Genomic DNA, 24,579 nt, shown 5'->3' with positions numbered 1-24,579 from the left:
CTGCATCTTCCTGTTCCCCACCGCGACCGAAAACGCATGAGGAAAGGATAATCAAATGACCAAGAATCGTATCGGAGCCATCGCCATCGGTTTCGCTGCCCTTGCGATTGCAGCACCGCTGCAGGCTCAGGACACTCCGGACTTGCTTGTCGAGGCATCCCCTGATGCGCGGGTCAGGATCGTCGATTTCAACGATCTCGACATCTCACAGGCACAGGACATGGAGCGCCTGAGGAGCCGCGTCGCAGTGGCCGTCAACTGGGCCTGCCCCGCACGCATCCAGGGTCCGATCAAGATCTATCCGGATCACAGGGAATGCCGCGAGAATGCGTGGGACGAGGCTGACCGGCAAATTGCAGATGCCACTGCACGGCTAGCGATGAGCAAAGCCGCCCAATCCCGGCTCGCTGTGATGGTCTCGGCCGGAAGCAAGTCGGCCAAGTGACAGATATTCCGGGCTTCGGCGTCGCATCGACTGCACCGCGGGCTGTCCATGCGACGCCGGTGATGTATCGCAACCAACGCAAATTAGGACTGGTGTCCGCTTTCCACCCCACTTTCTGTCGTAACGGCTAGACCTGGTTCAGCCTGCAAACGGACAACAGCGGCAGGTTTCTTGCATCACCCGTGCCGCTCTCGTCTCACCTCGCGCTGGCCAATGTCGCGGCGGCAGAAGCCGTCTGCGAAGTCGATTGCGTCGACGGCGGCATAGGCATTGGTCTTGGCCTCTGTCGCGCTTGAGCCCTTGGCTGTCACGTTGAGGACGCGGCCGCCATTGGCGACGAGCCGGTCGCCATCGCGCTTCGTGCCCGCGTGGAAGACCTTGGCACCATTTGCCTCGGCCTCGCCAAGGTCGATCGTTCCGCCCTTCTTGGGCGTGCCCGGATAGCCCTCTGCCGCCATCACCACGGTAAGTGCGAAGTCGTCCGACATTTTCGGCGTCTCGATCTCGCCCAGACGCCCCTCGGCGCATGCCAGCATAAGTTCTACGAGGTCGCTTTCAAGCCGCATCATCAGCACCTGGCATTCGGGATCGCCGAAGCGTACGTTGTATTCGATCAGCTGCGGCCCGGTCTTGGTCAGCATGAGCCCGGCGTAGAGCACGCCGGAATAGGGCATGCCTTCTGCGCGCATGGTGCGCACCGTGGGCTCGATGATTTCGCGCATGGCCTGCTCGCGCAGGGCGTCGGTAAGCACCGGAGCGGGCGAATAGGCGCCCATACCGCCGGTGTTCGGCCCCTCGTCGCCATCGCCCACGCGCTTGTGATCCTGCGCGCTGGCGAGCGGGACGATGGACTCGCCATCGGCCAATGCGAAGAAGCTCGCCTCCTCGCCCTTGAGGAATTGCTCGATCACGACTTCGCTGCCCGCGCTGCCGAACTTGCCGTCGAACATTTCGGACAACGCCTCCTGCGCGTCCTCGCGGGTTTCGGCAATGACCACGCCCTTGCCTGCGGCCAGCCCATCGGCCTTGAGCACGAAGGGTGCGTCGAATTTCTTGAGCGCGCCCCATGCCGCCTCGAGCGAGGTGCAGCGGATGAACTTGGCAGTCGGGATATTGGCGCGTTCGCACAGTTCCTTGGTGAAGGCCTTGCTGCCCTCCAGCTGTGCGGCGGCTTTCGACGGACCGAACACGCGGATACCCGCGGCGCGCAAGGAATCGGCCAGCCCTTCGACGAGCGGCACCTCGGGCCCGATCACCACGAGACCGATGGCATTGGCGGCACAGAAGGCCGTGATCGCGCCGTGATCGCTGCTATCGAGCGCGATAGTCTCGGCGCATTCCTCCATTCCGGGATTTCCCGGGCTCGCCCACAGCTTGTCGCACAGCGGCGATTGCGCCAGTTTCCATGCCAGAGCATGTTCGCGCCCGCCGCTGCCGAGCAAAAGGATATTCATGGCTGCCGATTTCCCACCCGATGATGCCGATGACGGCTTGGTAGCGAAGGCCCGCCCCGGCGACAACGCTGAGCCGCTCTCGATCAGCGAAATCTCGAACATATTGAAGCGCACGGTGGAGGATCGTTTCGGCTTCGTGCGGCTGCGCGGTGAGTTGTCGGGGGTGAAGCGCGCGGCATCGGGGCATCTCTACGCCTCGCTCAAGGACGAGAAGGCGGTGATCGATGCGGTCATGTGGCGCGGGAATACGCAGCGCCTGCCCTTCCAGCCGGAGGACGGGCTTGAGGTCGTCGCTTCGGGCAAGCTCACGACCTATCCGGGGCGCTCGAAATACCAAATCGTGATCGAGCGGATGGAACTGGCGGGCGAGGGGGCCTTGCTGGCGCTGCTCGAAAAGACCCGCGCGCGACTGGCGGCGGAGGGACTGTTCGACGAGGGACGCAAGCGTCGGCTCCCGTTCCTCCCGCGCACGATTGGCGTGGTGACGTCACCAACCGGAGCGGTGATTCGAGACATCCTCCACCGTCTTGCCGACCGCTTCCCGAGCCGCGTGGTGGTCTGGCCGGTGCTGGTGCAGGGGCAGGGCGCTGCCGAGCAGGTGGCGACTGCCGTGCGCGGCTTTTCCGCCATGCCCCAAGGCCATGCCGACCGGCCCGACCTCGTGATCGTCGCGCGCGGTGGCGGGTCGATCGAGGATTTGTGGAGCTTCAACGAGGAGCAGGTGGTGCGCGCCATCGCCGAATGCTCGATCCCGACGATCAGCGCGGTGGGGCACGAAACCGACACGACGCTGGCCGATTTCGCCGCCGACCGGCGCGCGCCAACGCCGACCGCCGCCGCCGAAATCGCGGTTCCGGTCCGCGCAGAACTCGCCGCGACCCTCACCGATTTCGAGGCGCGCACCAAGCGGGCGATCCTGCGCCCGGTGCAATTAGGGCGCGAACGGCTGGAAGCTCGTGCGGATCGCCTTCCTCAGCCCGATGCCCTGCTGCAACCGCAGGGTCAGCGGCTTGATGATCTTGCCACGCGGCTCGGCCATGGTTTGCGCGAGCGTGCGGCACGGGCTCGCGAGAGGCTGCAATCGGACCGCGCGCGGCTCAACGCACCCTTGCTCAAGAGCCGCCTTTCCCAGGCGCAGGAGAGGCTGGCGGCAACCGCGCGGCTGATGGTCTCGCTCGATCCCGACAATGTCCTGAAGCGCGGCTATGTCCGCGTGGTCGGGCCGGACGGCACGCTGACCGACAGGGCTGAGGCCGCGAAACATCCTGCGCTCACGCTCAAGTTCCGCGATGGCGATCTTGCCGTGTCGACCGGCGATGCGCCTCCGCCCGCGCCAAAGCGCAAGCCCGCGCCAAGGCCCAAGGCGAAGGGAACGCCGCCGGCGCAGGATGATTTGTTCGGATAGACGCTTGCTGCTAGGGCGAGACCCATGTTGATGAACAAGAATTCCGGTTCCTCGGGCGAGGCGAAGCTCCAGTACGGCCCCAATGGCTTTCGCGTGCTGCGCGCGGGCCAGCATGTCTTCTGCTCGGCCAGTGGCGTGCCGATCCCGCTCGACGAGTTGCGCTACTGGTCGGTCGAGTATCAGGAAGCCTATGCCAGCGCCGAACTGGCGACCGAGCGGCTGAAGCCGTGAGATTGCGCTGGGTCGCACCGCTTCTCCTTCTCTTCAGTGCTGCCTGCTCGTTGGGAACACCTGTGGCGGAACAGGTTTCGTCGGTGGAAACTGGTACCGGTGAACCGAACGCCGCGCCCAGCACGGTTCCGGCGGCCTCACAATCAAGATCACCTGCGCCGATCCGCACGGAAATACTCGCGATCGAGTTGCATTCGGGCGAGTTCACGCAGGGCGGGTGGGTGCGCGGGAAAGTACCGGTGGGTAGCGTCTCGGCGGCTCTCGATGACATACCCCTCTCCTTCGACAGTGAGGGCAACTTCTTCGCTGCATTTGACCGCGATGCGCCGGTTCGCATGGTTCTGCGCGCGAGCCATAGGGTCGGTCCCACTGTGGAGTTACCGCTCAGTATCAGTCCCCGCGCATGGGATATCGAACGCGTCAATGTCGCCAAGCGTCCGGGTGGCGGCAATGACGAGGAATGGTGGGCGAAGCGAGAGCCCGAATGGCTGGCGATTCGCGATGCGCGCGCGAAGGAGACGGGCGCACAGGGTTGGCGCCAGGACTTTATCTGGCCGGTCGCGGGCCGGGTTTCGGGCCGTTTCGGGCGCCAGCGCATCTATCGCGGCGAGCCGGGCAGTTATCACTCTGGGATCGACATCGCCCCGGGCAATGGCGCCCCCTTTGTCGCTCCTGCCGACGGTGTCGTTGTCCTCGCGCGGACCGGCTTCAGCCTCGAGGGCGGCATCATCATTCTCGACCACGGCGCAGGGCTCAACAGCGCATTCATCCACCTCTCGCGCCTAGCGGTGAAGGAAGGTGATGCGGTCGAGCAGGGCCAGCTGCTCGGCAATGTCGGCGCTTCGGGCCGCGCCACGGGCCCGCACCTCCACTGGAGCCTGGTTTGGAAAGACAAGCGGCTCGATCCGCTGCTCTTCCTGCCGCCGCAACCGTGAGGCGGAAGGTCAATCGAAACGAAAGACTGGCGGGGGCATAGGATGCGCATGAAGCGCCTGCTCCTCCTGGCCCTTGTCGCGGGCGGCCTTGCGCCGGGCACCTTCGTGCGCAGCCACGTGCCGCCCAAGGATTACACCGCGCCGGTCGAGGTCATCGACCTCGCGCCAAAGCGACTGCGCGCGGGCCCCCTGGTGCTCGAAGGGGCGTGGGAGCTTGCCAGCGGGAATGCCAATTTCGGCGGCTATTCGGCGCTTGTCGCCCGTTCGCCCACGCGCTTCCTTGCGGCGAGCGATGCCGGGCGACTGCTCCATTTCGAGCGCCCGGACATTTCGGGCGAAGCACCGCGCATCGAGACATTCCTTGCCTCGCGCATGGTCGACAAGATGTCGGTCGACGTCGAATCGCTCACGATCGATCCTGCCACGGGCGAGATGTGGGCGGGCCTCGAGTGGGGGCAGGAGATCATGGCGCTTGGCGCCAAGCTCGAACGGCGCAAGGCGGTAAAGCCCGACGCGATGAAGGACTGGGCGGGCAATGCAGGCCCCGAATCGCTGGTGCGGCTGGCCGATGGGCGCTTTGTCGTGATCGAGGAGTATTCGGGCGGTGACGGCCGGCACGAGGGGCTGCTGTTCCTGTCTGACCCGACGAGCGGCGCCAAGCCGATCAGCTTCCAGCTTCAGGCGCCCGAAGGATTCCGGCCTTCCGATGCCGCGCTATTGCCCGATGGACGGATTGCGGTGTTGCTGAGGGGCTTCGAGCTCGGCTTTCCGCCGCGTTTCCCCTCTGTCATCGCCATTGCCGATCCGGCGAAGATTGCCGGGGGGAAGGTGCTCCATGCCAATCTCCTCGCCCCGATCGACGAACCGCTCCCGAGCGATAATTTCGAAGGGTTGGCCGTAACCGAGGAAGAGGACGGCAGCTGGCTGTTCTGGCTGATCTCGGATGATAACTTCGCCACGCACCAGCGCACGCTGCTGCTCAAGCTGCGGTGGGCAAATCCTCCGTGGTCCGCACGGCAAAAGGCGCGCAGGTAGGCCCCACGCGCCTTTTGTAATTCCGATCAGGAAACAGCGCCGAAGCGCCGCCAGCTTACGAAGCGGCGGCAGCCTTCTTCAGCTCGCGCTTCACCTTGAGCGCATTGGCCGAGAGCTTGTCGTCGCTGGTCTTGAGCAGCCAGTTGTCGAGGCCGCCGTTGTGTTCGACCGAGCGCAGGCCCTGGGTCGACACGCGGAACTTGAAGCTGCGGTCCAGCTTCTCGCTCAGCAGCGTGACGTTCTGCAGGTTCGGCAGGAAGACGCGCTTCGTCTTGTTGTTGGCGTGGCTCACATTGTTGCCGACCTGGCGGCCCTTGCCGGTGAGTTCGCAAATACGCGACATGACTGATCTCTTCGTTCGAATGGGCGGGCGAGTTCCCTTGGCCGCAAATGCGGGTGCGGGGCTCATTATTCCCGGAAAGCGGCGCGCATAGCGGCGAGGGTGCGAATCGTCAAGCACGTTGCGCCCCCGCAGCACGCGGGCTAGCGGTGCGTCCAATATGTCGTCCTGGACCCTTCCGCAGCCGATGAAACGCGCGCTCGAACTGGCCGAAGCCAGCGCGGCCGCGGGCGAGGTTCCCGTGGGGGCAGTCATCACGCGCGGCGGCGAGGTTATCGCCGAGGCGCATAATGCCCCGCGTGAACACCACGACCCCACCGCCCACGCCGAGATCCTCGCGATTCGCCGCGCCGCCGAGGTGCTGGGCGAGGAACGCCTCACCGATTGCGAACTCTGGGTCACGCTGGAGCCCTGCGCCATGTGCGCCGGCGCCATCGTCCACGCGCGGCTGGCCAAGGTCTATTACGGCGCGAGCGACCCCAAGGGCGGTGCGGTAGAAAACGGCGCGCGGGTCTTCGAGCAAGAGAAATGCCTGCACCGGCCGGAGGTTTATTCAGGGCTTGGCGAGGCAAGGGCTGCAGAGGTGCTGCGCGAGTTCTTCAGGGAGCGGCGGTGAGATTGCTTTCCGCTTGCGAGCCGATAGCCGTCATCGGAAGAGTGAGCTAATACCACTTCATGATTCCAGCAGGTTACCTTCTGAAGCGAACCACGCCTCCTCCTGACTGGCTGAAGACTAAAGACACGAATGTGGATGAAGTTTGCAGCGTGTCCGCATGCGTGAATGATGATATCGTCGACCTGTTACATAGCTGGCAATTTAACAGGCTCGGATTGGCGAATACTAAGGACTTGATCCTCCAAATTGCTGCAGAGGCCAGTGTCAGCTTGGAGGGCGCATCGCTCTTCTATTACGAGATCTACGAGCAGGAGCTCGATAGCGATGGCTGGAGCTTCGATCCAAAAGGTTGGCAGAACCTGACGTTTGCAGACGCTTCGAGCATTGAAGTTGATGTGACACCCCCAGTGCGTGCGGATTGTCCGACGAAGCTAGGATATGACGTGGTCGCCTATCGTGACTTTCCCGACCACTCACCGCTATCTTGCAACTCGGTTGCTAGCGAACTGCCTACGAACCGATTTTGCCTCTTCGATAGTTTCGAGGAGGCTAAAGATGCAGTGGATACTGGCAAGTTTGGCGGAGGCTGCGAAGATGGCCTGTATCGGATCATGTCTGTGCACCGGCTGGAAGGATGGATAGGCTAACGTCTTCCTGCCTCCCAGTTGCGGCCCGCCGTCAAACCCGGCTCAATCCTGTTCGTGGATCTCGACGACAAATCCCTCATCCGCCTCCGGCTCGACGAAATAGCTCGTGAAGAGGTCGAACTCCTGCTCGCTCACCTGGTATTCGTGTGTCCCGGCCGCATTGCGTGCACCTAACCGCCGTTTGCAGGTCTCGTCCGATGCGCGCAGCCAATGGAGCTTGTGCGCGGCCCCGCTCGCTTCGACGAGGTCCTTCATCCATTTTCGCGAACCAGGGGTATTCGCCTGGAAGTCGAGGACCACGCTCAGCCCGTTGGCGAGCAGCTGGACGATATGCGGCGCGATCGCCTTGCGCAGGCGCGCGGAAGCATCGCGGAAGGCCTCCAGCGTATCGATCTCTCCGGGATAGAGGTCCGAGAGGAGCTGGTCCTCGCTGATCAGCACTGTCTGTGGCTCGCTCGTCAATGCGGCTGCGAGCGAGGACTTGCCCGAGGCGATCTTGCCGCAGAGCAGGTGCAGCGTGGGCGTGGATTGCGTCATAGCCCCCGCCAGATCTTCGCCGCTTCGCCATTCGTTGCGCCGAACCGCCGCCGGTCGCAGGCCGTGGGCATGAAGCGCTTGTCATAGCAGAGGCGCAATTCTTCCAGCCAGCCCTTGCTGTCGAGATGAACCCCGACCGCTTCAGGGAACCAGCCCTGGTTGGCATCGGCAAAGCGCGTGCGGATCGTGCCCGCAGTCAGGTCGTCCTCGCGGCTGATGCGCACGAAGTCGGGCCAGCGCAGGCCATTATAGAGGATCCGCGTCACCTTGAGGTAGGTCGCCGGGCGGCGCACCATGCAGGTCCCGTGCTTCTCCCATTGGCGGGTCACCAGCGCGGCGTCGGGGCTGATGCAGAGGTTCTTGCGCAGTTCTTCGGCGCGCATGTCGGGCCCACCGCACCATTGGGGCCAGCTGCGCCCGCTTGATGGCCAGAGGCCGTGGACGGTGAAGCCGAAGCGGCCATCGCGGCCGGAGCATTGCCGGGCGTGACGGCGCTGGTCCTCGCGGAAGCGGCAGAACTCAGGGCTCCAGCTCAGTGCCAGCGTATAGCCGGTGACGGGCAGGCGGCGCGGTCTTTCGCTCTCGACTTGTGGGACCTGCGACAAGCGCGGCAGGCTGCATTGATAGGCCTGTGCGCTGGCGGTCGTGGGAATGAGCCCCAATGCCAGCGCCGGGAGAAGGGATCGCAGGCTAGAAATCGTCGCCAGGCGTGAAATCGTCACCCCGGTACCATGCCTGGGCAGACGGCAGGAAGGTGAAGGCGACCGCGATGGCCTGCAGGACTACGGAAGCACCGGCCACGAGCACGCTGCCGCTTTTCTCGTCGGAGACCACGATGGCCAGCTCCCACGCCTGCCAGACGGTCACTGCAAGCAGCACGTAGCGCACAAATCCAACCCGCAGCCGCGCGGCAAGGAACCACAGCAGCAGCATGATGCCGACGACGAATGCGATGCTGGCGATCAGCAGCGTGTCGGGATCGAGCCCGCGGCGCGTCAAATCGCCGCCCGCTGCCTCGATAATGCCATTGTAGTCGCGAACCGCATTGGCAAGAACCAGCGCGATCGCGCCAAAGTAAAGCAGCTCGAAAATCCTGATCGCTTGTGGCCGCATGGCCGTCTCCCTCCCGATCCCGCAACAATTGATATAAATTACAGGGGGGTGAAGTCCAGACCGATATCCGCAGCGGGCGCGCTTTGTGTGAGGCGGCCGACCGATACATAGTCGACGCCGGTGGCTGCCTTGGCCCTGATCGTGTCGAGGTTGATCCCGCCGCTCGCCTCGGTCGGTACGCGGCCGGCGACAAGGGCGACCGCTTCGCGCAGGGTGTCGGGCTCCATATTGTCCAGCAGCAGCCGCGTCGCACCTGCCTGCAACGCGGGTTCGATCTGGTCGATCCGGTCGACTTCGCAGATGATGTCCTCTACGCCCGCCGCGACCGCCCGCCGGACCGCCTCGCCCACGCTTCCAGCGACGAGGACGTGGTTGTCCTTGATCATCGCCGCGTCCCAAAGGCCCATCCGGTGGTTCGCCCCGCCCCCCATCCGAACGGCGTACTTCTCGAGGTGGCGGAGGCCGGGGATCGTCTTGCGCGTATCGAGCAGCGTGCAGTCGGGATTGTCCATCGTGCGCACATATTCGGCGACCATGGTCGCGATGCCGGATAGGTGCTGGACGGTGTTGAGCGCGCTGCGCTCCGCCGTGAGCATGGCCCGCGCATTGCCTTCGAGCCGCATCAGATCGGTCCCGGCCGGCACGCTGGCGCCTTCATCGACCAGGATCTCGATGGTCATGCCCGGATCGAGTGCGCGGAAGAAGGCTTTGGCTACGGGAAGGCCCGCAACCTCTATCGCATCGCGTGTATCCATTACGCCAGAGAAGCGCGCCTCGGCAGGGATCACGCTTTCGCTGGTGACGTCACGCCCGCCTCCCGGCAGGCCCTCGCCGAGGTCCTCGGCAAGCGTATCGCGAACGAACTGGTCGAGGTCGAACCCGTCGAGCTGGAAAGCCATCAGTGAACGAAGCGCGCCACGACGTCACGATAGCTGCGGCTGACCTTCACCTCAGCCCCGCTGTCGAGCACGAGAAAGCACTCGCCGTTCGTATGCGGCTTCACCTGGCGGACCTGGTCGAGATTGACGATCGTCGAGCGGTGTACGCGCTGGAAAGTGCGCGGGTCGAGCCGGCGTTCGAGGTCTTTCATCGTTTCGCGCAGGATCAGCGAGTTGTCGCCGGTATAGATGCACATGTAGTCACCCGCGGCCTCGATGTGCTCGATCGTATCGACCTCGACGCGGAAGATTTGCCCGCGGTCCTTCACGTTGATCAGCTTCTCATAACGGCCGGCGCTTTCGGTATCGCTCTCGTCCATGTCATCAACCGCCTCGGGTGCGACTTCGGACAGGACGCCGCGCAGGCGGTCGGCTTCGTCTGAGCTCTTCTTCTCGGCGAGCCGCTGGCGCACGCGCTCGATCGTGTCGGCAAGCTTGTCCTCGTCGACCGGTTTCATGAGGTAATTGACCGCATTGGCCTCGAAGGCACGGATCGCGTGTTCCTGGAAGGCGGTGACGAACACGAACAGCGGTGGATCGATCTCCATCACGCCCTGCACCACACTGAAGCCGTCGAAGCCGGGCATCTGGATGTCGAGGAAGACGAGGTCGGGCTTCAAAGTCTTGATCGCGCGGATCGCTTCGCGGCCGTTCTGGCAGGTCTCGATCACCTCGACGTCTTCGAAGGGTTCGAGCCTCAGTTGAAGGCCCTGGATGGCGAGCTTCTCGTCATCGACGAGGATCGTTCGGATAGTCATTTCGCAGTACTTACCTTAGCGGGGGGATTAAGGGTATTAACGGACGAGGGGCTGGCTTGTTTCAGCGACGCTGTCGCCGCCGGTGCGGCAGACGGCTCCACCTCGTCGGCGAGTTCATGGGGAATCTCGATCAGCACGGTGAAACCGCCGCTTTCGGGGGAGCGGATTTCGAAGCGGTGATCGTCGCCATAGGCCTGTGCGAGCCGGTCACGGATATTGGCGAGCCCGACGCCGGTGGAATCGCGGCGCTTGTGCGTCGCCATCACCGCCGGCAAGTCGTCGGCCACCCCGCCCACGTCGACCCCGGGGCCGGTGTCGGCCACTGTGATGCGCAGGCGCGGCCCCACGATCTGGGCGAGGAGCGAGATCTGCGCACCTTCCTCCTGCGGGCTGACACCGTACTTGATCGCGTTCTCGATCAGCGGCTGGAGCAGCATGGAGGGAATTTGCGCCTTGGAAGCCCGTTCCTCCACGCGGAACTCGGTCTGCAGCCGCTCCTCGAAGCGCATGCGCTCGATGTCGAGATAGAGCTTCAGCGTCTCGACCTCCTGGGCGACGGTGACCTTGCCGCCCGGCTGGGTCACCAGCGTATGGCGCAAGAAGCTGGACAGGCGGGTCAGCATCGCATTGGCAGGCTTGGTCTGGTTCAGCAGGACCAGCGTGCTGATCGAGTTGAGCGTATTGAACAGGAAATGCGGGTTGAGCTGGTAACGCAGCATGGCCAGCTGCGCGCTGGTCGCCTGCGCTTCGAGCCGTTCCAGTCGGTCGGCCTGCTGCTCGACCTGGAGAAAGAAGTTGATCGCGTAATAGAGCGCCGACCACGCGCCGAGCAGGGTGAGGTCGAAGAAGTAGATGCCGATGAGCGTGCGGACGAAACCCGAATCCGCAGTCGGTCTCGTCAGGCCGAGCACCCAGCTGTCGATGAAGGCGTATATGCCTACGGCGACGGCAAGGGTCACGGCAGTTCCGCCCCAGGTCACAAGTGGCCGCTGGCGGATGAAATAGGCATAGATGACCGACAGGATTAGGCTGATCGAGAAGCCCGTGATCGAGGCGATCAGAATCACAAAGAAGAACTCGAGCGGCTGACCATTTGCAAAGGCCGACATGGCGCGCAGCAGCGCGGTACCGCCCCAGCCGGCCAGCTGGAGGTTCCAGAACGCCTGGTTCTTGTTCTGGAAGAACGGCGTCGGACTGAGGGGCAAAACGGCCATGCGCCGCTACTCCTAGCCCAATTGCGAGGGCGAGCGCCAGCCGCTACTATGCCCAGCGGAGTAGGAGAGCCACCATGAACAAGCCCGAGACCCTCGCCCATTCGATCGCCGAACGTGCCAAGTTTCGCGAGATGAAGGAAGGCACCAAGGAAGACTGGGACATCATCGGTGGCGAATACCGCGAATTTGCCAAGGGACTGGCCGACCGCGTTCTCGATCACCTGAAGCTGCTCGACGGCGATTTTGGCGGCTTTCCTGTCGACAGGCTGGAGCATTCGCTGCAGACCGCAACGCGCGCCCATCGTGACGGGCGCGGCGAGCAATATGTGGTGATGGCGCTGCTCCACGACATTGGCGATACGCTGGGCAGCTACAACCATCCCGAAGTTGCGGCGGCGATCATCAAGCCCTTCGTGACCGAGGAGATCCACTGGATCTGCCAGAATCACGGCGCCTTCCAAGGTTACTACTACTTCCACCACCTCGGCATGGACCAGAACATGCGCGAAAAATTCCGCAATTCACCGCATTTCGATGCCTGCGCGGAATTCTGCGAGAAATACGACCAGTCCGCCTTCGATCCCGACTACGAGAGCGAACCGCTCGAATTCTTCGAACCGATGGTGCGCCGCGTCATGGAGAAGCCGCTCGCCTCGATGTACAAGGCCGCGATGGAGGAATGATCCTCAATCGGCGCTGAAGCGCGCCGACCAATCCGCTTGGCCCCGGCTCCAGCCATTATCGGCAATCAAGGCTTCGAGAGCGGCGATCTCGGCTTCGATCATCTCCAGCCGCTCGTCCCAACCGTCATGCGTGCGCTTGCGCAGGACGCCGCCCGAATGCTTTGGCCCCCACTCGCGCATCCAGCGTGCGGCGGCGTGCGGATCGTAGCCCGAATTCCATAGCAGCCATGGCATCATCCGGTCGGCCACGCGTTCGCTCGCCCGTGTGCGTGCCGTGCCCCAGCGCTCTGCCTGTTTCTTTCGCGGATGGTCAAGCAGGACATGGGCCAGCTCGTGTGCGATTGCGGCTGCGAGCTCGGCGCGGTCCATCCCGAAGGCGTGGAAATCATGGCCTACGAAGACCGTTTCCGGCCCTGCATAGGGATCGTCCCCTGAGGTGAGGCGGAACTTCGCCGAGCAGCTCGCAACGCCGCGCAAGGAGATTTGAACGGGGTTTGCGGACCCGCGCCGCAGCTGGAGCGTCACCTCGCCATTCCCCAGGCTGTCGGCAATCGTGCGTTCGATCTGAAGGGTTCGCTGCGAAGATGGCGAGGTGGGCCGCCACCGCGAAGTAACCGGCTCGCCATCGATGGCAATCACGCTCCAGTTCGCTGCGATGCCCGCCTTCTGTGCGGGTGAACCCACGGCGACGGCCTGCACGCCGATATCGCCCACAAGAGACAACGCCCGTCGGACCTCGCCGGCCCGCGCGTAATTGCGGGCATCGTGGATCAGCAAGCCTATCGAGGGCGAAGTCCTTTCGCAAAAGCCCCGGTTCGCGCGCGCCAGCTGCCAGCCGGTGTCGTGGACGAGCGCTTCGCGGCGTTGGAATTCGGCGAGCGGGTTGGCGGAGGCCTGCGCCGTTGCGCAAGCCGGCAGGGCCAGCACAGCAAACAGGCCGAAGAGGGCCACATGTGCCCGCCGAACCATTCTTAGCCGTCGCTTTCGGCCAGCATCTCGGCCAGGTCCTCGTAACCCACGGCGCCTTCGACAGCGCGGTCGGCAAGGACCCAGCTCGGCGTCCCGGTAAATTGGAGCTGCCGGGCATAGGCATCGTTGCGCATCAATTCGGCGGTCACCTCGGCAGATTCAGAGAAACTGCGCGCCGCCTCCATGTCCAGTCCCGCCGTGCGCGCCGCAGCCTCAACCGACGCCGCGCTGGGCGGGCCACTGGCGAACATGGCGTGGTAATAGGCATCGTATTTGCCTTGCGCAGCAGCGGCGAGACCCATGCGTGCCGCGTCCTCGCTCCCCTCGAAGATCGGCCATTCGCGGATCACCACCTTGAGGTCGGGGTCGGATGCGATCAGACGGTCGACATCGGCCACGCTCTGGCGGCAATAGCCGCAGCCGTAATCGGTAAATTTGACGAGGGTCTTTGTGCCTTGCGGATTTCCGAGCACTCCGGCGGCGAAGGGCTCGCGGATCTCGCCCGAAACATCGGCGAGGCGAGCCTTGGCCTGCTGTGCCTGATATGCCTCGGCAAGGTCGGGCAATATCTCGGGGTTCTCCAGCAGGTAGTCGCGTGTCTGCTGATGTCCCAAGCCGCTGAAGCTGAACGCTGCCGCTCCGGCAAAGCCAGCAATCAAGGCAACCAGCGCCGTTACTAGGAGTTTCATCGTGTCACTCTTTCCGGTTCAGCGTCGGCGGCCCTGGCAGTTTGCTCGGTTCATCTCGCACAGCTGCTCCATCAGCGCCCGCGCCTCGTGGGCGATATCCTGCGCGCGAAGCCAGTCGGGCGAGCCGTAGGGGAGCTGCGCTTCGGCCGCCTGTGCACTGCGCAGCGCGAGCGGATACTGGCGGTTCATCACCTGCTGCTCTGCACTCGCGAGCCGCGCCCGTGCCATGTCACCCCGCGCGGCATAGACGACGCCGAGCTGGTACCATGCAAAGGGGTTATAGCGATCGCGGCCAACTGCAGCGCGCAGTACCTGCTCGGCCTCCTCGAAATTGCTTTCGTCCTCGGTCGCGATCAAGGCATGGCCAAGCATGGAAGCGATCAGAGGTTCGGATCGGGTCAATTCGACTGCTTGCCGCAGAGGGATGACAGCCTCCTCCACGCGCCCGGATTCGAGCAGGACCTGCCCCTTGAGCTCGAGGAAATAGGGATCTTCAGGCTCGCGCGCGATCAGCATATCGGCCGCCTCCAGCGCCCGCTCGATCCGCGCATCCTTGTGATAGGCATAGGCGCGGGCAAGGAGGGCGGGAGTGGAGGTGTCGCTCTCCGGATAGTCGCGATAGGTGAATTCGGGCTTGGCGACATAGCCGTGGAGCTTGGCTTTCACCCGCTGGAACTTGCGCTCCCATTCCTCGTCGAGCGGTGCATCCCAGGCCGGGTCGACGATGTAGACCTCGCGCAGCTTGGAGATGCGATCCCCGGAAAGCGGGTGGGTACGGTAGAAGCCCGCCTCGTCGGACTGGCTGATCCCGCGGCGGAATTCCATGTTGAGCAGCTTGCCGAAGAAGGCGAGCGAGCCCTTGCCGGTGATCCCGGCCTTCGAGAGATACTGCGCCCCGGCGGCATCCGCGCTCGCTTCCTGGGTGCGGCTGAAGGCGAGGAACTTGCCGAGTGCGGCCTGCTGGCCTGCTGCCATGATGCCCATTGCCGCATCGCCCGATCCAGCCAGGGCGGCACCGATCCCGGCGAGCATGGACAGGATCGAGATGGTGGTTGCGGCCTGGTAGCCTTCGCCGATGCGGATCACGTGTCCGCCGGTAACGTGGCCGAGCTCGTGTGCGATGACGCCCTGGACTTCGTTAGCCGTGTCCGCCGCGTCGATCAGCCCGCTATGGATATAGACCGCCTGTCCACCGGCCACGAAAGCGTTGATCGAAGGGTCGTTGATCAGGACAATGTCGACATTCCCCGGCTCCAGCCCGGCTGCCTCGACAAGCGGCGCGGAAATCTCCCGCAGGAAGGCCTCGGTTTCCGCGTCGCGCAGGATCGACTGTGCCGATACGGGCTGGGCCGCGAAAACCACGAGGGCGAAGAGGGCGACAAAATGGGAAAAGATGCGCATCGGCGCCCAGCCTAAGGGTTTTCGGCCTGAACCGAAACTGAAACCGAGCCTGCCTCACCCAGGAACTCGAGAATCCGGTCGCGGACCTTTGGATCGCGTCGCCAGGGATTAGCGAGCGCCAACAGCGGGGCATTGTGGTCGGCCTCCGGCAGGTACAGCGTTTCCACCTCGGCGCCGACTTCGCCCAAGGCCCCGGCCAACGCACGCGAATTGCGCGGGCGGACGACGGTATCGGTCTCGCCATGCACCAGCAGCATCGGAGGCGCATCGCCGTGCGCGTGATTCACTGGCTGCGATTGGGGGCCGGCATCGACCGAGCCGAAGGTGCTCCGCGAGGAATCGGTGTCGAAGGGAAAGAAGTCGTAGGGACCGGCAAGCCCGACCACTCCGCGAATTGCCGTGCGGGGCACGCCCTTGTCCACCAGCCAGCGGGCTTCGAGCACGGTCTGCACGACATTGTAGGCACCAGCCGAATGTCCGCCCAGGAGGATGCGCTGCGGATCGCCGCCGAACCGCGCGATATTTGCGTGGGTCCATGCGATCGCAGCGCTCGTGTCCTCGAGCATTGCCGGATAGCGGCCCTGCTCTCCGAGCCGGTATCCGCCGAGCACCACGATGTAGCCTTCGGGTGCAATGCTGCGAGCGATAAAGGCATAATGCTCCGGATCGCCGTGACGCCAGCCTCCTCCATGGAGGAAAAGGAAGACCGGCTGTCCCTCGCGCCGCTCGCCATCGCGATAGACGAAGAGCTTCTGGCGCGGATCGTCGCCCAGATCTGCGGCATGGACACGCTCGACATCCGAACCGGGGCCGACAACTCGGTCCACCGTATCGAGGACGCGGTGCGGATTGTGTTGCAAGGCCAGCCAGATGCCCAGCCCTGCCAGCAGAGCCAGGCCGACGAGGACTGCGACGACGGTCATTGCGCGCCCCCTCACTCTGCCGCCTCGGTTTCGGCATGGCCGACCGAATCGATTATCTTCTCCGCCTCGCCATCTTCCAGCAGCCCGATGGAGGCGAGGAACTGGTGTCCCTCGTCATAGCCCTCGCCCATCCACAGCGGGATCCTGGCCGCATCGAGCGCAGCCTTGGCGGCCACTTCCTCAGGGCTCATGGCTTCCCCCACCTTGCGGATGAAAACGGCCCGTACACGCCCCGGATTATCGACCGCAATCGCCGAGAATGCGGTGAGGTCGCCTTGCGAATCGTCGCCGATCAGCGCGAACTTGATGTCCGGATAGGTCGCGAGGATGCCCTCGATCGCGGCTCGTTTATGCGCACCATGGCTCGCCGATCCGAAGGTTTCACGATTGAGACCCCAGTCGCGCAGCTGGATCGGGCCGAGCGGGAGGCCCCGACCTTTCATGTAGGTGACGAGGTACGAGAACAGGTTCCAGGGGCTCGAGGACACGTAGAAGAAGGGTCTGCGGGATGCTGCCTGGTGGTCCCCCGCATGCCCCTTGCCTTCAGGCAGACCTTCATTGCCCCCCAGCGCGCTGTAGAACAGGTCCGCACCGGGCACGAGAATTCGTTCCTCGGGCATCTCCATGAGCACCCGCCGCCAGTTCCGCATGACCGCCCGGAAATTGCCGGTAATGCCCGTCTCGATGATCGTGTCGTCGATGTCCGAAATCATCGCGAGCCCGGTAGACCGTCCGGGCGCGAGCACGTGCCCGTCGACGCATTGTGCGCCCAGACCATTGGTCCAGTGGAATGTCACCGTCTCCCATTGCGGGAGGTCGTCATATTCCCAATCGCCTTCGAGCCGAATGTCGAAATGGACGAAGCCTTCCTTGTCGGTAATGCCCTGGACGCGCCGCGTCTCGCCTGCCGGCGAGCGGACTTCGAGTTCGACCGGCAGCTCCTTCACTTCGTGACTGGCAAACTGCGCCATCATCGTGCGCATCGCCTGCCATTTGCCGCGGCCAGTGAACTCGCTCTTGCGGGCCCGCAGGGCGCGGGCGGTGACGAACAGGCGCTCCCGGTTGCGATATCCGAAGTAGGGCTGGATACGGATGGGCGCGGTGGCGAGAAACGGCATGGGGCGAACCGCTACCCTGCGGTCCGCCCCATGCTCAAGTGCTTATTTTTTCGCGTCTTGAAAGGCGTGGGGAGACGTCAGCCCGTTTCGCGCAGCGCCGAGGCCTTCATTTCCTCGAACTGCTCGTCGAGGTCGAGCGGTGCGATATCGATCGAACCATCCTCGCGGCCCTCGGCTGCAAGCACTGCCTTGATGCTGATGTCGAAGGCCTTGCCGACCGCTTCGTAAAGCGCGCGCCGGCCCGGGTCCTGCGTGGTGCGGGCGGCTTCCGACAACTCATGGACTGCGGCGAGGAGTCCCGTGAGACTGCCCGGTTCGACAGGCTCGGGAGCGGGCTCGCTCTCGGCAACTTCCTCGACGTCGATTGCGGCCTCGACCAGTTCTTCATCCTCGACGACGAACTCGTCGGTCAGTTCGAGCGGCTCATCGAGCTCGTCCCATTCGGCGAGCTCGACGGTTTCGAGGGCTTCCCCGACCTCCGCCACGGGCTCCTCAGCCACTTCCTCGACCTCGGCAAAGGTCTCTTCGGGAGCTTCGATCACCTCGTCCACGACGGGCGCCGTGACCTCTTCGACAATGTCCTCGGCCACTTCGGAGAGTTCGAGGATGACCTCTTCTTCTCCTGCCTCGTCCGCCACAGGCTCTTCTGCGGGAACCTCCGCCTCGAATGCTTCGAGCGCAGCGGCGTCTTCGACAGGAGCCTCGAGTTCGGAAAAGCCCTCGTCGGCTTCCGGTTCTTCCAGATCCGACACTTCGAACTCGGGCAACGCCTCGACCGCGTCGTCATACTCGTAGGCTTCGACCTCTTCGGTCTCGTCCTCGTCATATTCTTCCGGCGTCAGCAGCGTGTCGATCGAGGGAGCCTTGGGCTTGAACAGCTGGCGTTCCTCGTCATGGCCTTGTTCGTCGTCGTCCTCCATCGCGTTTTCGGACAGCGTGGCGAGATCGACGGTCTTCTTGGCTCGCGAGTGCGAGTTGACCAGCGACAGCAGGCGGCTGTTGAGATCGATATTGGCGAGCGGGTTCACAAGGTCCTCGACATCCTCGTCGATGTCCTCTTCCTCGTCCCACTCCGGCAGGCCGTAGTCGGCTGCGGTCGTAATGCCGCCGCTGACCTCATCGTGCGTATCCTCTTCTGCCGACGCATTGCCGACCGGGTTGCCAAGGGCATCGACCGCGGGCTTGCGCCGCGGAATTTCGACGGGTTTCTCGCTCAATGTGTCCTCCACCGGCTCACTGGCCGCGGGTTCTTGAATGGGTTCAGCGACATATTCGGTGGCGGCTTCTTCAGCCTGGCCGAAGCTGGGTTGCGGGATGTCTTCGGGTTCCGCCGGATCGCCGAGATCTGTGCCGCGCATGTCGAGGACATTGTCGTCGCTCGACCAGGGCGCCGGTTCAGGGGCAGGATCCGGTTCTGCGATTTCGACCGGTTCTTCGGAGACTTCTGGCTCCGGTTCTGCCTGCGCAGCCTTGTGGGCCTCGAGGTCGAAATGAACGATCTCTGCGGTCTCCTGCGGCGCGTCCTCGACCTGCGGTTCCTCGGTAGGCAGCGGGGCCGGCTGCGCCATGGCAGCGTCGATTTCGCCCAGCAGCGCCTCGGCGGTTGCGGCGTCGGCGAGGTCCTTCCAGTTCACCACGGCAAAGACGAAGTCGATCGTCTCGTTGTCGCTCGAATAGGGCAGCAGGATGCCGCGATAGGCGACCGACTTGCGGTGCACGTAAGCCGATTCGGCTTCGAAGGCGACGGGGGCCTGCGCCGCGACGACCTTCAGGTAATTCTTGGCGATCTCGCTGAGGAGCGACTGCTCCGGGATCTCGTGAAGCTCCTCGATCGGGTCGAACAACCCGCATTCCGCGCGCAGCTTCGTGCCGATAAACTGAATGGTCGGAGTGCCGGTCCCGGTGGAGAAATCGAGCACGACCGAATGGGGCCCGAAATCCGCCATTTCCTCGGGTTCGAGGTCCTCGACATTGGGCAGGTTCTGGTCACCGAGCTGGTTCACCCAGTGGTTGTAGGCGCGCACCTGCATGCGGCGTTCGTCCTGCCCCACCGGCGAGGGCGGCGGGTTGGAATGCGCGTCGTGATCATCGAACCCATTGTCGTGATCGCCCGCCGCATCGAATGCGTCGAAATCTCCGCAAAGCCTGTCCATTGCCGCAAAAGCCCCCAAACGAGTGGTTGTCGAGGGACGGCTATGGCCCGATTGCACTGAAAAAAGGGTTAAGGTTAACTGAAACCTTCGCGGCGGGCTTTCTGGCAAGGCGCCCGGTCAGAGCATGTAGCGCATCTTGATCGTCATTTCCTGCGGTTCGGCGCCGAGTTCGAACACGGCATCCTTGAACTTGGGAGGGCCCATGCGAACCGGTGCATCGCGCGAAAAGCCGAAACCTTCTTTTGGCATCATGCCCAGCGCGCGGTCGGCCTTGCCATTTGCGTTCTCGTCATGGAGCAGGGCGATGGCGTAATTTCCCGGTTTGACGCCCTCGAAGGTCAAAGTGATCGAGCCTTCCTTCGCATTGACCGTGGTCGCATGCGCGCCCTCGACACCGCGGCATTTGGGAAAGCTCTTGGCTGCCGTTGTCATGCAGGCGCGCACCAAGCCCTCGGCATTGCGCAGATTGGTGACCGTCACGGTAATGCTGGACGTATCCGGGGCAGGGGCGCCAGCGGCGAGCGCAATCGCGGCGACGGGCAGGATGGCTAGGCGCGTCATATGGCCTCGCTCAACCCCTTGTCGGTGCCGCACAGCCGGTCCCAGAAGCGGAAATACAGTCCGTAATTGCATCGATACTCTTCGTGATGGCGTTGGTGGTGGCTGGCAGTTATCAGCCATCCGCCTAACGGGGAGTGAACCAGCCGGCGCGGAAACATTTCCCAGCCCATGTGATTGGTCACGCCCATCACCGTCATCACCAGCAGGACGAGGCCGAGCATGGCGACATGGATGGGCACGACAAAGACCAGCGCCGGGATCACCACCGCGCCGGTAATTGCCTCCCACGGGTGGAAACTCATCGCCGCCCAGGCTGTCGGCGGACGGCTGGCGTGGTGGACGGCGTGCATCGCGCGAAACCATGCAGGGCGATGCATCAGCCGATGCGTCCAGTAGAACCAGGCATCGTGCAGCAAGAGGTAGATCAGCGGCGCGAGCGGCAGGTACCAGAATGGCATCGCATCCCACGCGGTGTAGATCTGCGTCCATCCACGTTCCTGCCAACCCCAGGCGACAATCCCCGCGGGCACACCATAGATCGCTGCCGACGCAAGCGACCAACCGATCTCGCGGCGGATCTGCGGCCCGAGCCGTGCATGATACTCAGGGAGGCGGCGGTTGGTGAGCCAGGCAAACACCCCGCTCGATGCGAGATAGCGCAGGGCGACAATCGCGGTCATCGCGGCAGCGGAGAGGAGGATGGCGGTCCACATGGCTTGGCGCCTGCTATGCCGCAACCCGGGCGGCGCCCACAAGCCTTGCGTCTATTCGGCGTTGCCCCAGGGCGAGCAGTGGGGATCGAGCGCAACAGTCGAGCGGCGCATGGCAGCGCGGGCCAGACGTTCGACCTCGGTCTTGCGGCGAGCGGCGGCGAGCGGGTGGAGCGGGGCAGGGCGAACGATCTCGCCGTCATAGCCGTCGGCCACCACGATCCCGCAGCAATCGGGGCGGTAGTCTTCCCCGTCGAGCACTGCGCGGTCGAGATGGGGCGGGAGGCCCCAGTAGAAGCGATCGCAAAACTCGAGATAGTCGGGCCACTTCCCGTCGCCGAGCAAGTCGCCGCGCTGCACCTTGACCTCGACGATGATGATCCTCCCCTTTGAGTCGAGCCCCATCAGGTCGGCCCGCCTGCCGTTGCGCAGCGGCATCTCCGGCATCAGCCAGACATCGTTGCGCGCGAATAGGCGCTGGATGCCGCGGCACACGCTCGCCGCATCGCTTGAAGTCTCGATCACATCAGATTCGCTCATGGCGCATCGATGGAACAGAATGGGAACGCGGTCAAGCCGCGCGGAAGTTCAGTCGGCCGGAACGAGAGCGATCACCGAAGCGCGCGCGTTATGAAATTCGCGCCAGAGCGTGAGTGCCGCGCAGGTCGTATCGTGACCCTTGCCGGTAAGTTCCAGCAGCGCGCGCAGGCCGGGTTTCAGGACCGCGGAAAGATCGTCGATCCCGCGAGCCACCATGGCGAGGTTGACGCCTCCCATCGCGACCGCACGCTCGGGCAAACCGCGGACCTGTTCGTCGACCGGCTCCTCGCCGAGCTGGGCGAGGTTGCCGACGGCGGCAGCGGCTTCGTGGATGGCGTCCCATTGCGCAGCCAGCGCTGCCGCATCGATAGGCCGGACCTCCGGCTGTTCGGCCCCGGACAAGCGGCGCGATTGGGACAAGTCGAACTGGTGGGACATAGCGCTCATGACCGAACGGAATACTCCCGCGCACTTGCCAAATCGCTAACGCGCGATTCACTTTGAGCAATTAACTCTGGCAGCAACGAGGCCGCCTTGCTAAGCGCCCCGCCCACGGAATGCACCCGTAGCTCAGCTGGATAGAGCGCTGCCCTCCGAAGGCAGAGGCCACAGGTTCGAATCCTGTCGGGTGCGCCACCGTAGCGTCTGTTTCAGGCTGCTTGTCGCAGGGGGCCGGGGCCCCTCTCGCCAAATCGATGAAAAGGCCCTAGACCGGCCCAAGCCAGTCATGGAGCGCAAGATCTACCAGTTCGACGACCTTCCGGCGCAGGTTGGTGACGAAGCGGCAAGCTCGCCGGTCGGCGCTGCGCAATCGCAGCGTGTCGGCGTGATCTTCAGCGCGCGCAGCCATCACAACAAGGGGCGCGAACCGGATTTCGGCGAGCGATCCAATGTTTCCATCGTCCGTCCGCAAACGCGGCGCGATATCGCCCACGCGCTCGCGGGATTCGCGCAGGAGGGTATCGGTTTCCTCGTCATCAGCGGTGGCGATGGAACCGTTCGCGACGTCCTGACGATGGGTCAGGCCGTTTTCGGCACCAACTGGCCGGAGCTGGCAGTGCTCCCCCGCGGCAAGACCAATGCGCTCAATGTCGATCTGGGCAGCCCGCGCGACTGGTCCCTGGCGCAGGCGATCGCGGCCTTCGAGAATCCCGAGAAAGGCAAGCGCGTGCTGCGTCAACCGCTGGCGGTGAGCCAAGAGGGCAGCGAGGATCCGCCGATGCTCGGCTTCATCTTCGGAGCGGGTGCCTTTGCGCAGGGCGTCGAGGCCGGGCAGGACGCCCACCGCGCCGGTTTCTTCAATTCGCTCGCCGTCGGCGTGACGAGCGCATGGGGCGTAGCCCAGGCTCTCTTCGGTAGCGACAGCAACGTCTGGCGCCGCGGCGCCAAGATGGAGCTCGAGTACCTCCCCTCGCACGAGCCAATTGCGCATTCGCGCCATGGCGATCCCTCGCGGCGGACGCTGATCCTTGCTTCGACGCTTGAGACAATGCCGCTCGACATCAAGCTCTTCGGCAAGGGCCAGAAGGATATCCGCCTGCTGCTGCTCGACCATCCGCGCCGCAGGGTCCTCTTTTCCGTACCCGCGATCCTCGCCGGCTGGCACCCGCGCTGGCTCGAACGTGAGGGCTTGCACCACCTCTCCGCGCAGGGGTTTGCGATCACTCTCGATTCGCCATTCATCCTCGACGGGGAGCATTTTCCGGCGGGCAGCTACCGGATCGAGCAGGGCCCCGAACTCACTTTCGTAGCCGGGTGAGTCTGTCGCTCGCCGAACGGGTATCCGCATCGCTCGCGCGCGAGGTGCGCGGCGAGGTTGCGGACTTTGCCCGCATGCTGGGCGAAGAAGCGGGCGCCTGCGCGGTGCTGTTCTATGGCTCCAATCTGCGCACCGGTTCGCTCGAGGGTGTCCTTGATTTCTATGTCCTCTTGGCCGGGCCGCAACGCGAGAAAGTCTGGCCACGCGTAAGTTATCGCGAATGGGATCGTGCTGGCGAAACGCTGCGCGCCAAGATCGCCACGATGAGCCTGGAGAAGTTTGCCGAGGCAGCGCGCGGGGACAGCCGCGATACCACTATCTGGACGCGTTTCGTGCAGCCCAGCGCGCTTGTTTGGACGCGCGATGAGGCTTCCGTAACATCAGTCGAAAGGGCGATTGCTGCGGCCGCGGTTTCCGCCGCGACCTTCGCAGCGGCGCTTGGTCCGGATAAGGGATCAGCCGAGGATTTCTGGCGCGCGCTCTTCCAGGCGACCTATCGCGCCGAGTTCCGGGTCGAGAAACCGGGGCGTGAGGATTCCATCCTCTCGGTGAATACGGAGCATTTCGACGGCCTGTTGCCGCTGGCTTGGAAAGCGGCCGGGATCGATTTCGAGCGCGCGGAAGAGGGCTTGCGGCCACATCTCGGCCAGGATCGCAAGGCGCAGATACTAAGGTCGTGGGCCCAGCGCGAGCGGCTTGGCAAGGCGCTCAATATCCTGCGCCTCGCCAAGGCGACAACGACCTTCGAGGGTGCCGCCCGCTACGGTGCCTGGAAACTCGAGCGCCACACCGGCATTGCGCTGGAAGTCACGCCCTTTCGGGAGAAACATCCCTTGCTTGCCATGCCCGGCGCAGCAATCGATTTGTGGCTGGCCAGACGCCGTCAGCGATAGCGCATGCGGATGGAGATGCGCTCCACCCTGTTTGCCACATCGAAGCCGACCTTCTTGTAGCTCGGCTTGCCCATGTTGAAGATGTTGATGCTGGGATTGTTCGACATTGCGCCGCCGTCGCCGAAAATATCGGTCTTCCCGTCGCCATCGAGGTCATGGCGCACAGCGATACCGTAATGGCCCGGGGCAGGCAGCGGCATGCAGAATTTCATCGTGCCAGCCCTGGCTGGGGCTTCCATGCGATAGATCCAGCGACCCTTCTCGAGCCAATCCTGTTTCGTCGCGCGATAGGACTGGATGCGGATGGTGCCGGTGCTTTCCTTGATGTCCGTGATCGAGACCATGACGGCCGGGCCGCCTCCCGCGTCGCACTTGGAGAGGTCGTGGGTGATCTTCTCGCGATACTGCGCCTGCGCGGGAACAGCCAGCGACAGCCCGGCGAGGGCGAGCGCGGCGGTCCCGGTAATGGCAGTGATTGTCTTGGTCATGATTGGCCCCGTTGCGTTACCATG

Annotated in this window: 29 protein-coding genes and 1 tRNA gene; 11 read left to right on the top strand and 19 right to left on the bottom strand. The window is 64.0% G+C overall.

Annotated elements, in window-relative coordinates:
• The first annotated feature begins 55 nt into the window (after positions 1-55).
• Positions 56-445, top strand: a complete 390-nt coding sequence (locus K3146_RS11065) for a UrcA family protein (RefSeq protein WP_221546339.1) — start codon at positions 56-58, stop codon at positions 443-445.
• A 176-nt stretch (positions 446-621) separates the two neighbouring features.
• Here the strand turns inward: K3146_RS11065 and purD are convergent, their stop codons facing one another.
• Positions 622-1,899, bottom strand: coding sequence for a phosphoribosylamine--glycine ligase (gene purD / locus K3146_RS11060; RefSeq protein WP_221546338.1), 1,278 nt, complete (start codon positions 1,897-1,899; stop codon positions 622-624).
• Between purD and xseA the strand changes: the two genes are divergently transcribed.
• The 4 genes from xseA to K3146_RS11040 all read left to right on the top strand — a co-directional run bounded on the left by xseA (position 1,898) and on the right by K3146_RS11040 (position 5,505).
• Entirely contained in the window at positions 1,898-3,304 is a 1,407-nt protein-coding gene (xseA, locus tag K3146_RS11055) for an exodeoxyribonuclease VII large subunit (RefSeq protein WP_221546337.1), read from the top strand. The genes purD and xseA overlap by 2 nt on opposite strands.
• A 24-nt stretch (positions 3,305-3,328) precedes the next feature.
• Positions 3,329-3,535, top strand: coding sequence for a DUF2093 domain-containing protein (locus K3146_RS11050; protein WP_221546336.1), 207 nt, complete (start codon positions 3,329-3,331; stop codon positions 3,533-3,535).
• A gap of 83 nt (positions 3,536-3,618) precedes the next feature.
• Positions 3,619-4,470, top strand: coding sequence for a M23 family metallopeptidase (locus tag K3146_RS11045; RefSeq protein WP_345724266.1), 852 nt, complete (start codon positions 3,619-3,621; stop codon positions 4,468-4,470).
• A 48-nt stretch (positions 4,471-4,518) separates the two neighbouring features.
• Entirely contained in the window at positions 4,519-5,505 is a 987-nt protein-coding gene (locus K3146_RS11040; RefSeq protein ID WP_221546334.1) for an esterase-like activity of phytase family protein, read from the top strand.
• A 55-nt stretch (positions 5,506-5,560) separates the two neighbouring features.
• On the opposite strand, the gene rpmB is transcribed toward K3146_RS11040, so the two are convergent.
• Complete coding sequence (rpmB, locus tag K3146_RS11035) at positions 5,561-5,848, bottom strand: 50S ribosomal protein L28 (protein ID WP_221546333.1); 288 nt, start codon at positions 5,846-5,848, stop codon at positions 5,561-5,563.
• Positions 5,849-6,005: 157 nt separating this feature from the next.
• Here rpmB and K3146_RS11030 point away from each other — a divergent pair, with 157 nt between their 5' ends.
• Together K3146_RS11030 and K3146_RS11025 are read left to right on the top strand one after the other, a co-directional pair.
• Complete coding sequence (locus K3146_RS11030) at positions 6,006-6,461, top strand: nucleoside deaminase (RefSeq protein WP_221546332.1); 456 nt, start codon at positions 6,006-6,008, stop codon at positions 6,459-6,461.
• Between the two features lie 59 nt (positions 6,462-6,520).
• The gene (locus K3146_RS11025) at positions 6,521-7,108 is read left to right on the top strand and encodes a hypothetical protein (RefSeq protein WP_221546331.1); all 588 of its coding nucleotides are present in this window, start codon (positions 6,521-6,523) and stop codon (positions 7,106-7,108) included.
• Positions 7,109-7,150: 42 nt separating this feature from the next.
• On the opposite strand, the gene K3146_RS11020 is transcribed toward K3146_RS11025, so the two are convergent.
• From K3146_RS11020 to K3146_RS10995, 6 genes are read right to left on the bottom strand one after another with little or no spacing between them, the layout of a single operon-like run.
• On the bottom strand, positions 7,151-7,645 hold the full coding sequence (locus tag K3146_RS11020; RefSeq protein ID WP_221546330.1) for a P-loop nucleotide/nucleoside kinase family protein: 495 nt from the start codon (positions 7,643-7,645) through the stop codon (positions 7,151-7,153).
• Positions 7,642-8,367 carry a ribonuclease T2 family protein gene (locus K3146_RS11015; protein ID WP_345724263.1) on the bottom strand — a complete coding sequence of 242 codons (726 nt, stop codon included), beginning with the start codon at positions 8,365-8,367 and terminating at the stop codon, positions 7,642-7,644. Before K3146_RS11015 ends, K3146_RS11020 begins: the two co-directional genes overlap by 4 nt.
• A complete protein-coding gene (locus tag K3146_RS11010; protein ID WP_221546329.1) occupies positions 8,336-8,758 on the bottom strand; it encodes a hypothetical protein in 423 nt (140 codons plus the stop codon). The genes K3146_RS11015 and K3146_RS11010 overlap by 32 nt, the downstream gene beginning before the upstream one ends.
• A 38-nt stretch (positions 8,759-8,796) precedes the next feature.
• Positions 8,797-9,657 (bottom strand): carboxylating nicotinate-nucleotide diphosphorylase, encoded by an 861-nt coding sequence (gene nadC, locus K3146_RS11005; RefSeq protein ID WP_221546328.1) that lies wholly within the window; start codon positions 9,655-9,657, stop codon positions 8,797-8,799.
• Positions 9,657-10,454 (bottom strand): LytR/AlgR family response regulator transcription factor, encoded by a 798-nt coding sequence (locus K3146_RS11000; protein WP_221546327.1) that lies wholly within the window; start codon positions 10,452-10,454, stop codon positions 9,657-9,659. The genes nadC and K3146_RS11000 overlap by 1 nt, the downstream gene beginning before the upstream one ends.
• Positions 10,451-11,668: a sensor histidine kinase gene (locus tag K3146_RS10995; protein WP_221546326.1), complete on the bottom strand. Its 1,218-nt coding sequence runs from the start codon at positions 11,666-11,668 to the stop codon at positions 10,451-10,453. Before K3146_RS10995 ends, K3146_RS11000 begins: the two co-directional genes overlap by 4 nt.
• A 74-nt stretch (positions 11,669-11,742) precedes the next feature.
• On the opposite strand from K3146_RS10995, the gene K3146_RS10990 reads away from it, so the two are divergent.
• A complete protein-coding gene (locus K3146_RS10990; protein ID WP_221546325.1) occupies positions 11,743-12,351 on the top strand; it encodes an HD domain-containing protein in 609 nt (202 codons plus the stop codon).
• Positions 12,352-12,354: 3 nt separating this feature from the next.
• Here K3146_RS10990 and K3146_RS10985 read toward each other — a convergent pair whose 3' ends face one another.
• The 10 genes from K3146_RS10985 to K3146_RS10940 all read right to left on the bottom strand — a co-directional run bounded on the left by K3146_RS10985 (position 12,355) and on the right by K3146_RS10940 (position 21,862).
• Entirely contained in the window at positions 12,355-13,320 is a 966-nt protein-coding gene (locus K3146_RS10985) for a M48 family metalloprotease (RefSeq protein ID WP_221546324.1), read from the bottom strand.
• 2 nt (positions 13,321-13,322) lie between these two features.
• The gene (locus K3146_RS10980) at positions 13,323-14,009 is read right to left on the bottom strand and encodes a DsbA family protein (protein WP_221546323.1); all 687 of its coding nucleotides are present in this window, start codon (positions 14,007-14,009) and stop codon (positions 13,323-13,325) included.
• Between the two features lie 18 nt (positions 14,010-14,027).
• Positions 14,028-15,410, bottom strand: coding sequence for a M48 family metalloprotease (locus K3146_RS10975; RefSeq protein ID WP_221546322.1), 1,383 nt, complete (start codon positions 15,408-15,410; stop codon positions 14,028-14,030).
• An 11-nt stretch (positions 15,411-15,421) separates the two neighbouring features.
• Positions 15,422-16,333, bottom strand: coding sequence for an alpha/beta hydrolase (locus K3146_RS10970; protein WP_221546321.1), 912 nt, complete (start codon positions 16,331-16,333; stop codon positions 15,422-15,424).
• Positions 16,334-16,344: 11 nt separating this feature from the next.
• Entirely contained in the window at positions 16,345-17,451 is a 1,107-nt protein-coding gene (locus tag K3146_RS10965; protein WP_221546320.1) for a phosphatase domain-containing protein, read from the bottom strand.
• A gap of 77 nt (positions 17,452-17,528) precedes the next feature.
• Complete coding sequence (locus tag K3146_RS10960) at positions 17,529-19,604, bottom strand: PAS domain-containing protein (RefSeq protein WP_221546319.1); 2,076 nt, start codon at positions 19,602-19,604, stop codon at positions 17,529-17,531.
• 117 nt (positions 19,605-19,721) lie between these two features.
• Complete coding sequence (locus K3146_RS10955; protein ID WP_221546318.1) at positions 19,722-20,165, bottom strand: DUF2141 domain-containing protein; 444 nt, start codon at positions 20,163-20,165, stop codon at positions 19,722-19,724.
• Positions 20,162-20,878 carry a sterol desaturase family protein gene (locus tag K3146_RS10950; RefSeq protein WP_221546317.1) on the bottom strand — a complete coding sequence of 239 codons (717 nt, stop codon included), beginning with the start codon at positions 20,876-20,878 and terminating at the stop codon, positions 20,162-20,164. Before K3146_RS10950 ends, K3146_RS10955 begins: the two co-directional genes overlap by 4 nt.
• A 51-nt stretch (positions 20,879-20,929) precedes the next feature.
• Complete coding sequence (locus tag K3146_RS10945; protein ID WP_221546316.1) at positions 20,930-21,415, bottom strand: MmcB family DNA repair protein; 486 nt, start codon at positions 21,413-21,415, stop codon at positions 20,930-20,932.
• 48 nt (positions 21,416-21,463) lie between these two features.
• Positions 21,464-21,862 carry a hypothetical protein gene (locus K3146_RS10940; RefSeq protein WP_221546315.1) on the bottom strand — a complete coding sequence of 133 codons (399 nt, stop codon included), beginning with the start codon at positions 21,860-21,862 and terminating at the stop codon, positions 21,464-21,466.
• A 112-nt stretch (positions 21,863-21,974) separates the two neighbouring features.
• Here K3146_RS10940 and K3146_RS10935 point away from each other — a divergent pair.
• The 3 genes from K3146_RS10935 (at position 21,975) to K3146_RS10925 (ending at position 24,067) form a co-directional block, all read left to right on the top strand.
• Positions 21,975-22,051 (top strand) — tRNA-Arg (locus tag K3146_RS10935).
• Positions 22,052-22,142: 91 nt separating this feature from the next.
• Complete coding sequence (locus K3146_RS10930) at positions 22,143-23,174, top strand: diacylglycerol kinase family protein (protein WP_221546314.1); 1,032 nt, start codon at positions 22,143-22,145, stop codon at positions 23,172-23,174.
• Positions 23,171-24,067, top strand: coding sequence for a hypothetical protein (locus K3146_RS10925; RefSeq protein WP_221546313.1), 897 nt, complete (start codon positions 23,171-23,173; stop codon positions 24,065-24,067). Before K3146_RS10930 ends, K3146_RS10925 begins: the two co-directional genes overlap by 4 nt.
• Here the strand turns inward: K3146_RS10925 and K3146_RS10920 are convergent.
• Positions 24,058-24,555: a DUF2141 domain-containing protein gene (locus K3146_RS10920; protein ID WP_221546312.1), complete on the bottom strand. Its 498-nt coding sequence runs from the start codon at positions 24,553-24,555 to the stop codon at positions 24,058-24,060. The two genes, K3146_RS10925 and K3146_RS10920, sit on opposite strands and share 10 nt — an antisense overlap.
• Positions 24,556-24,579: the final 24 nt, after the last annotated feature.

This window comes from Qipengyuania vesicularis, assembly GCF_019711415.1.
GTDB classification, from domain to species: Bacteria; Pseudomonadota; Alphaproteobacteria; order Sphingomonadales; family Sphingomonadaceae; genus Qipengyuania; species Qipengyuania vesicularis.
This window is presented reverse-complemented; position numbering and strand designations above follow the sequence as displayed.

Coding starts and splice junctions, on each gene's coding strand:
- K3146_RS11065 (WP_221546339.1), top strand. CDS start 56: ATGACCAAGAATCGTATCGGAGCCATCGCCATCGGTTTCGCTGCCCTT.
- xseA (WP_221546337.1), top strand. CDS start 1,898: ATGGCTGCCGATTTCCCACCCGATGATGCCGATGACGGCTTGGTAGCG.
- purD (WP_221546338.1), bottom strand. CDS start 1,899: ATGAATATCCTTTTGCTCGGCAGCGGCGGGCGCGAACATGCTCTGGCA.
- K3146_RS11050 (WP_221546336.1), top strand. CDS start 3,329: ATGTTGATGAACAAGAATTCCGGTTCCTCGGGCGAGGCGAAGCTCCAG.
- K3146_RS11040 (WP_221546334.1), top strand. CDS start 4,519: ATGAAGCGCCTGCTCCTCCTGGCCCTTGTCGCGGGCGGCCTTGCGCCG.
- rpmB (WP_221546333.1), bottom strand. CDS start 5,848: ATGTCGCGTATTTGCGAACTCACCGGCAAGGGCCGCCAGGTCGGCAAC.
- K3146_RS11030 (WP_221546332.1), top strand. CDS start 6,006: ATGTCGTCCTGGACCCTTCCGCAGCCGATGAAACGCGCGCTCGAACTG.
- K3146_RS11025 (WP_221546331.1), top strand. CDS start 6,521: ATGATTCCAGCAGGTTACCTTCTGAAGCGAACCACGCCTCCTCCTGAC.
- K3146_RS11020 (WP_221546330.1), bottom strand. CDS start 7,645: ATGACGCAATCCACGCCCACGCTGCACCTGCTCTGCGGCAAGATCGCC.
- K3146_RS11010 (WP_221546329.1), bottom strand. CDS start 8,758: ATGCGGCCACAAGCGATCAGGATTTTCGAGCTGCTTTACTTTGGCGCG.
- nadC (WP_221546328.1), bottom strand. CDS start 9,657: ATGGCTTTCCAGCTCGACGGGTTCGACCTCGACCAGTTCGTTCGCGAT.
- K3146_RS11000 (WP_221546327.1), bottom strand. CDS start 10,454: ATGACTATCCGAACGATCCTCGTCGATGACGAGAAGCTCGCCATCCAG.
- K3146_RS10995 (WP_221546326.1), bottom strand. CDS start 11,668: ATGGCCGTTTTGCCCCTCAGTCCGACGCCGTTCTTCCAGAACAAGAAC.
- K3146_RS10990 (WP_221546325.1), top strand. CDS start 11,743: ATGAACAAGCCCGAGACCCTCGCCCATTCGATCGCCGAACGTGCCAAG.
- K3146_RS10985 (WP_221546324.1), bottom strand. CDS start 13,320: ATGGTTCGGCGGGCACATGTGGCCCTCTTCGGCCTGTTTGCTGTGCTG.
- K3146_RS10980 (WP_221546323.1), bottom strand. CDS start 14,009: ATGAAACTCCTAGTAACGGCGCTGGTTGCCTTGATTGCTGGCTTTGCC.
- K3146_RS10975 (WP_221546322.1), bottom strand. CDS start 15,410: ATGCGCATCTTTTCCCATTTTGTCGCCCTCTTCGCCCTCGTGGTTTTC.
- K3146_RS10970 (WP_221546321.1), bottom strand. CDS start 16,333: ATGACCGTCGTCGCAGTCCTCGTCGGCCTGGCTCTGCTGGCAGGGCTG.
- K3146_RS10965 (WP_221546320.1), bottom strand. CDS start 17,451: ATGCCGTTTCTCGCCACCGCGCCCATCCGTATCCAGCCCTACTTCGGA.
- K3146_RS10960 (WP_221546319.1), bottom strand. CDS start 19,604: ATGGACAGGCTTTGCGGAGATTTCGACGCATTCGATGCGGCGGGCGAT.
- K3146_RS10955 (WP_221546318.1), bottom strand. CDS start 20,165: ATGACGCGCCTAGCCATCCTGCCCGTCGCCGCGATTGCGCTCGCCGCT.
- K3146_RS10950 (WP_221546317.1), bottom strand. CDS start 20,878: ATGTGGACCGCCATCCTCCTCTCCGCTGCCGCGATGACCGCGATTGTC.
- K3146_RS10945 (WP_221546316.1), bottom strand. CDS start 21,415: ATGAGCGAATCTGATGTGATCGAGACTTCAAGCGATGCGGCGAGCGTG.
- K3146_RS10940 (WP_221546315.1), bottom strand. CDS start 21,862: ATGAGCGCTATGTCCCACCAGTTCGACTTGTCCCAATCGCGCCGCTTG.
- K3146_RS10930 (WP_221546314.1), top strand. CDS start 22,143: ATGGAGCGCAAGATCTACCAGTTCGACGACCTTCCGGCGCAGGTTGGT.
- K3146_RS10920 (WP_221546312.1), bottom strand. CDS start 24,555: ATGACCAAGACAATCACTGCCATTACCGGGACCGCCGCGCTCGCCCTC.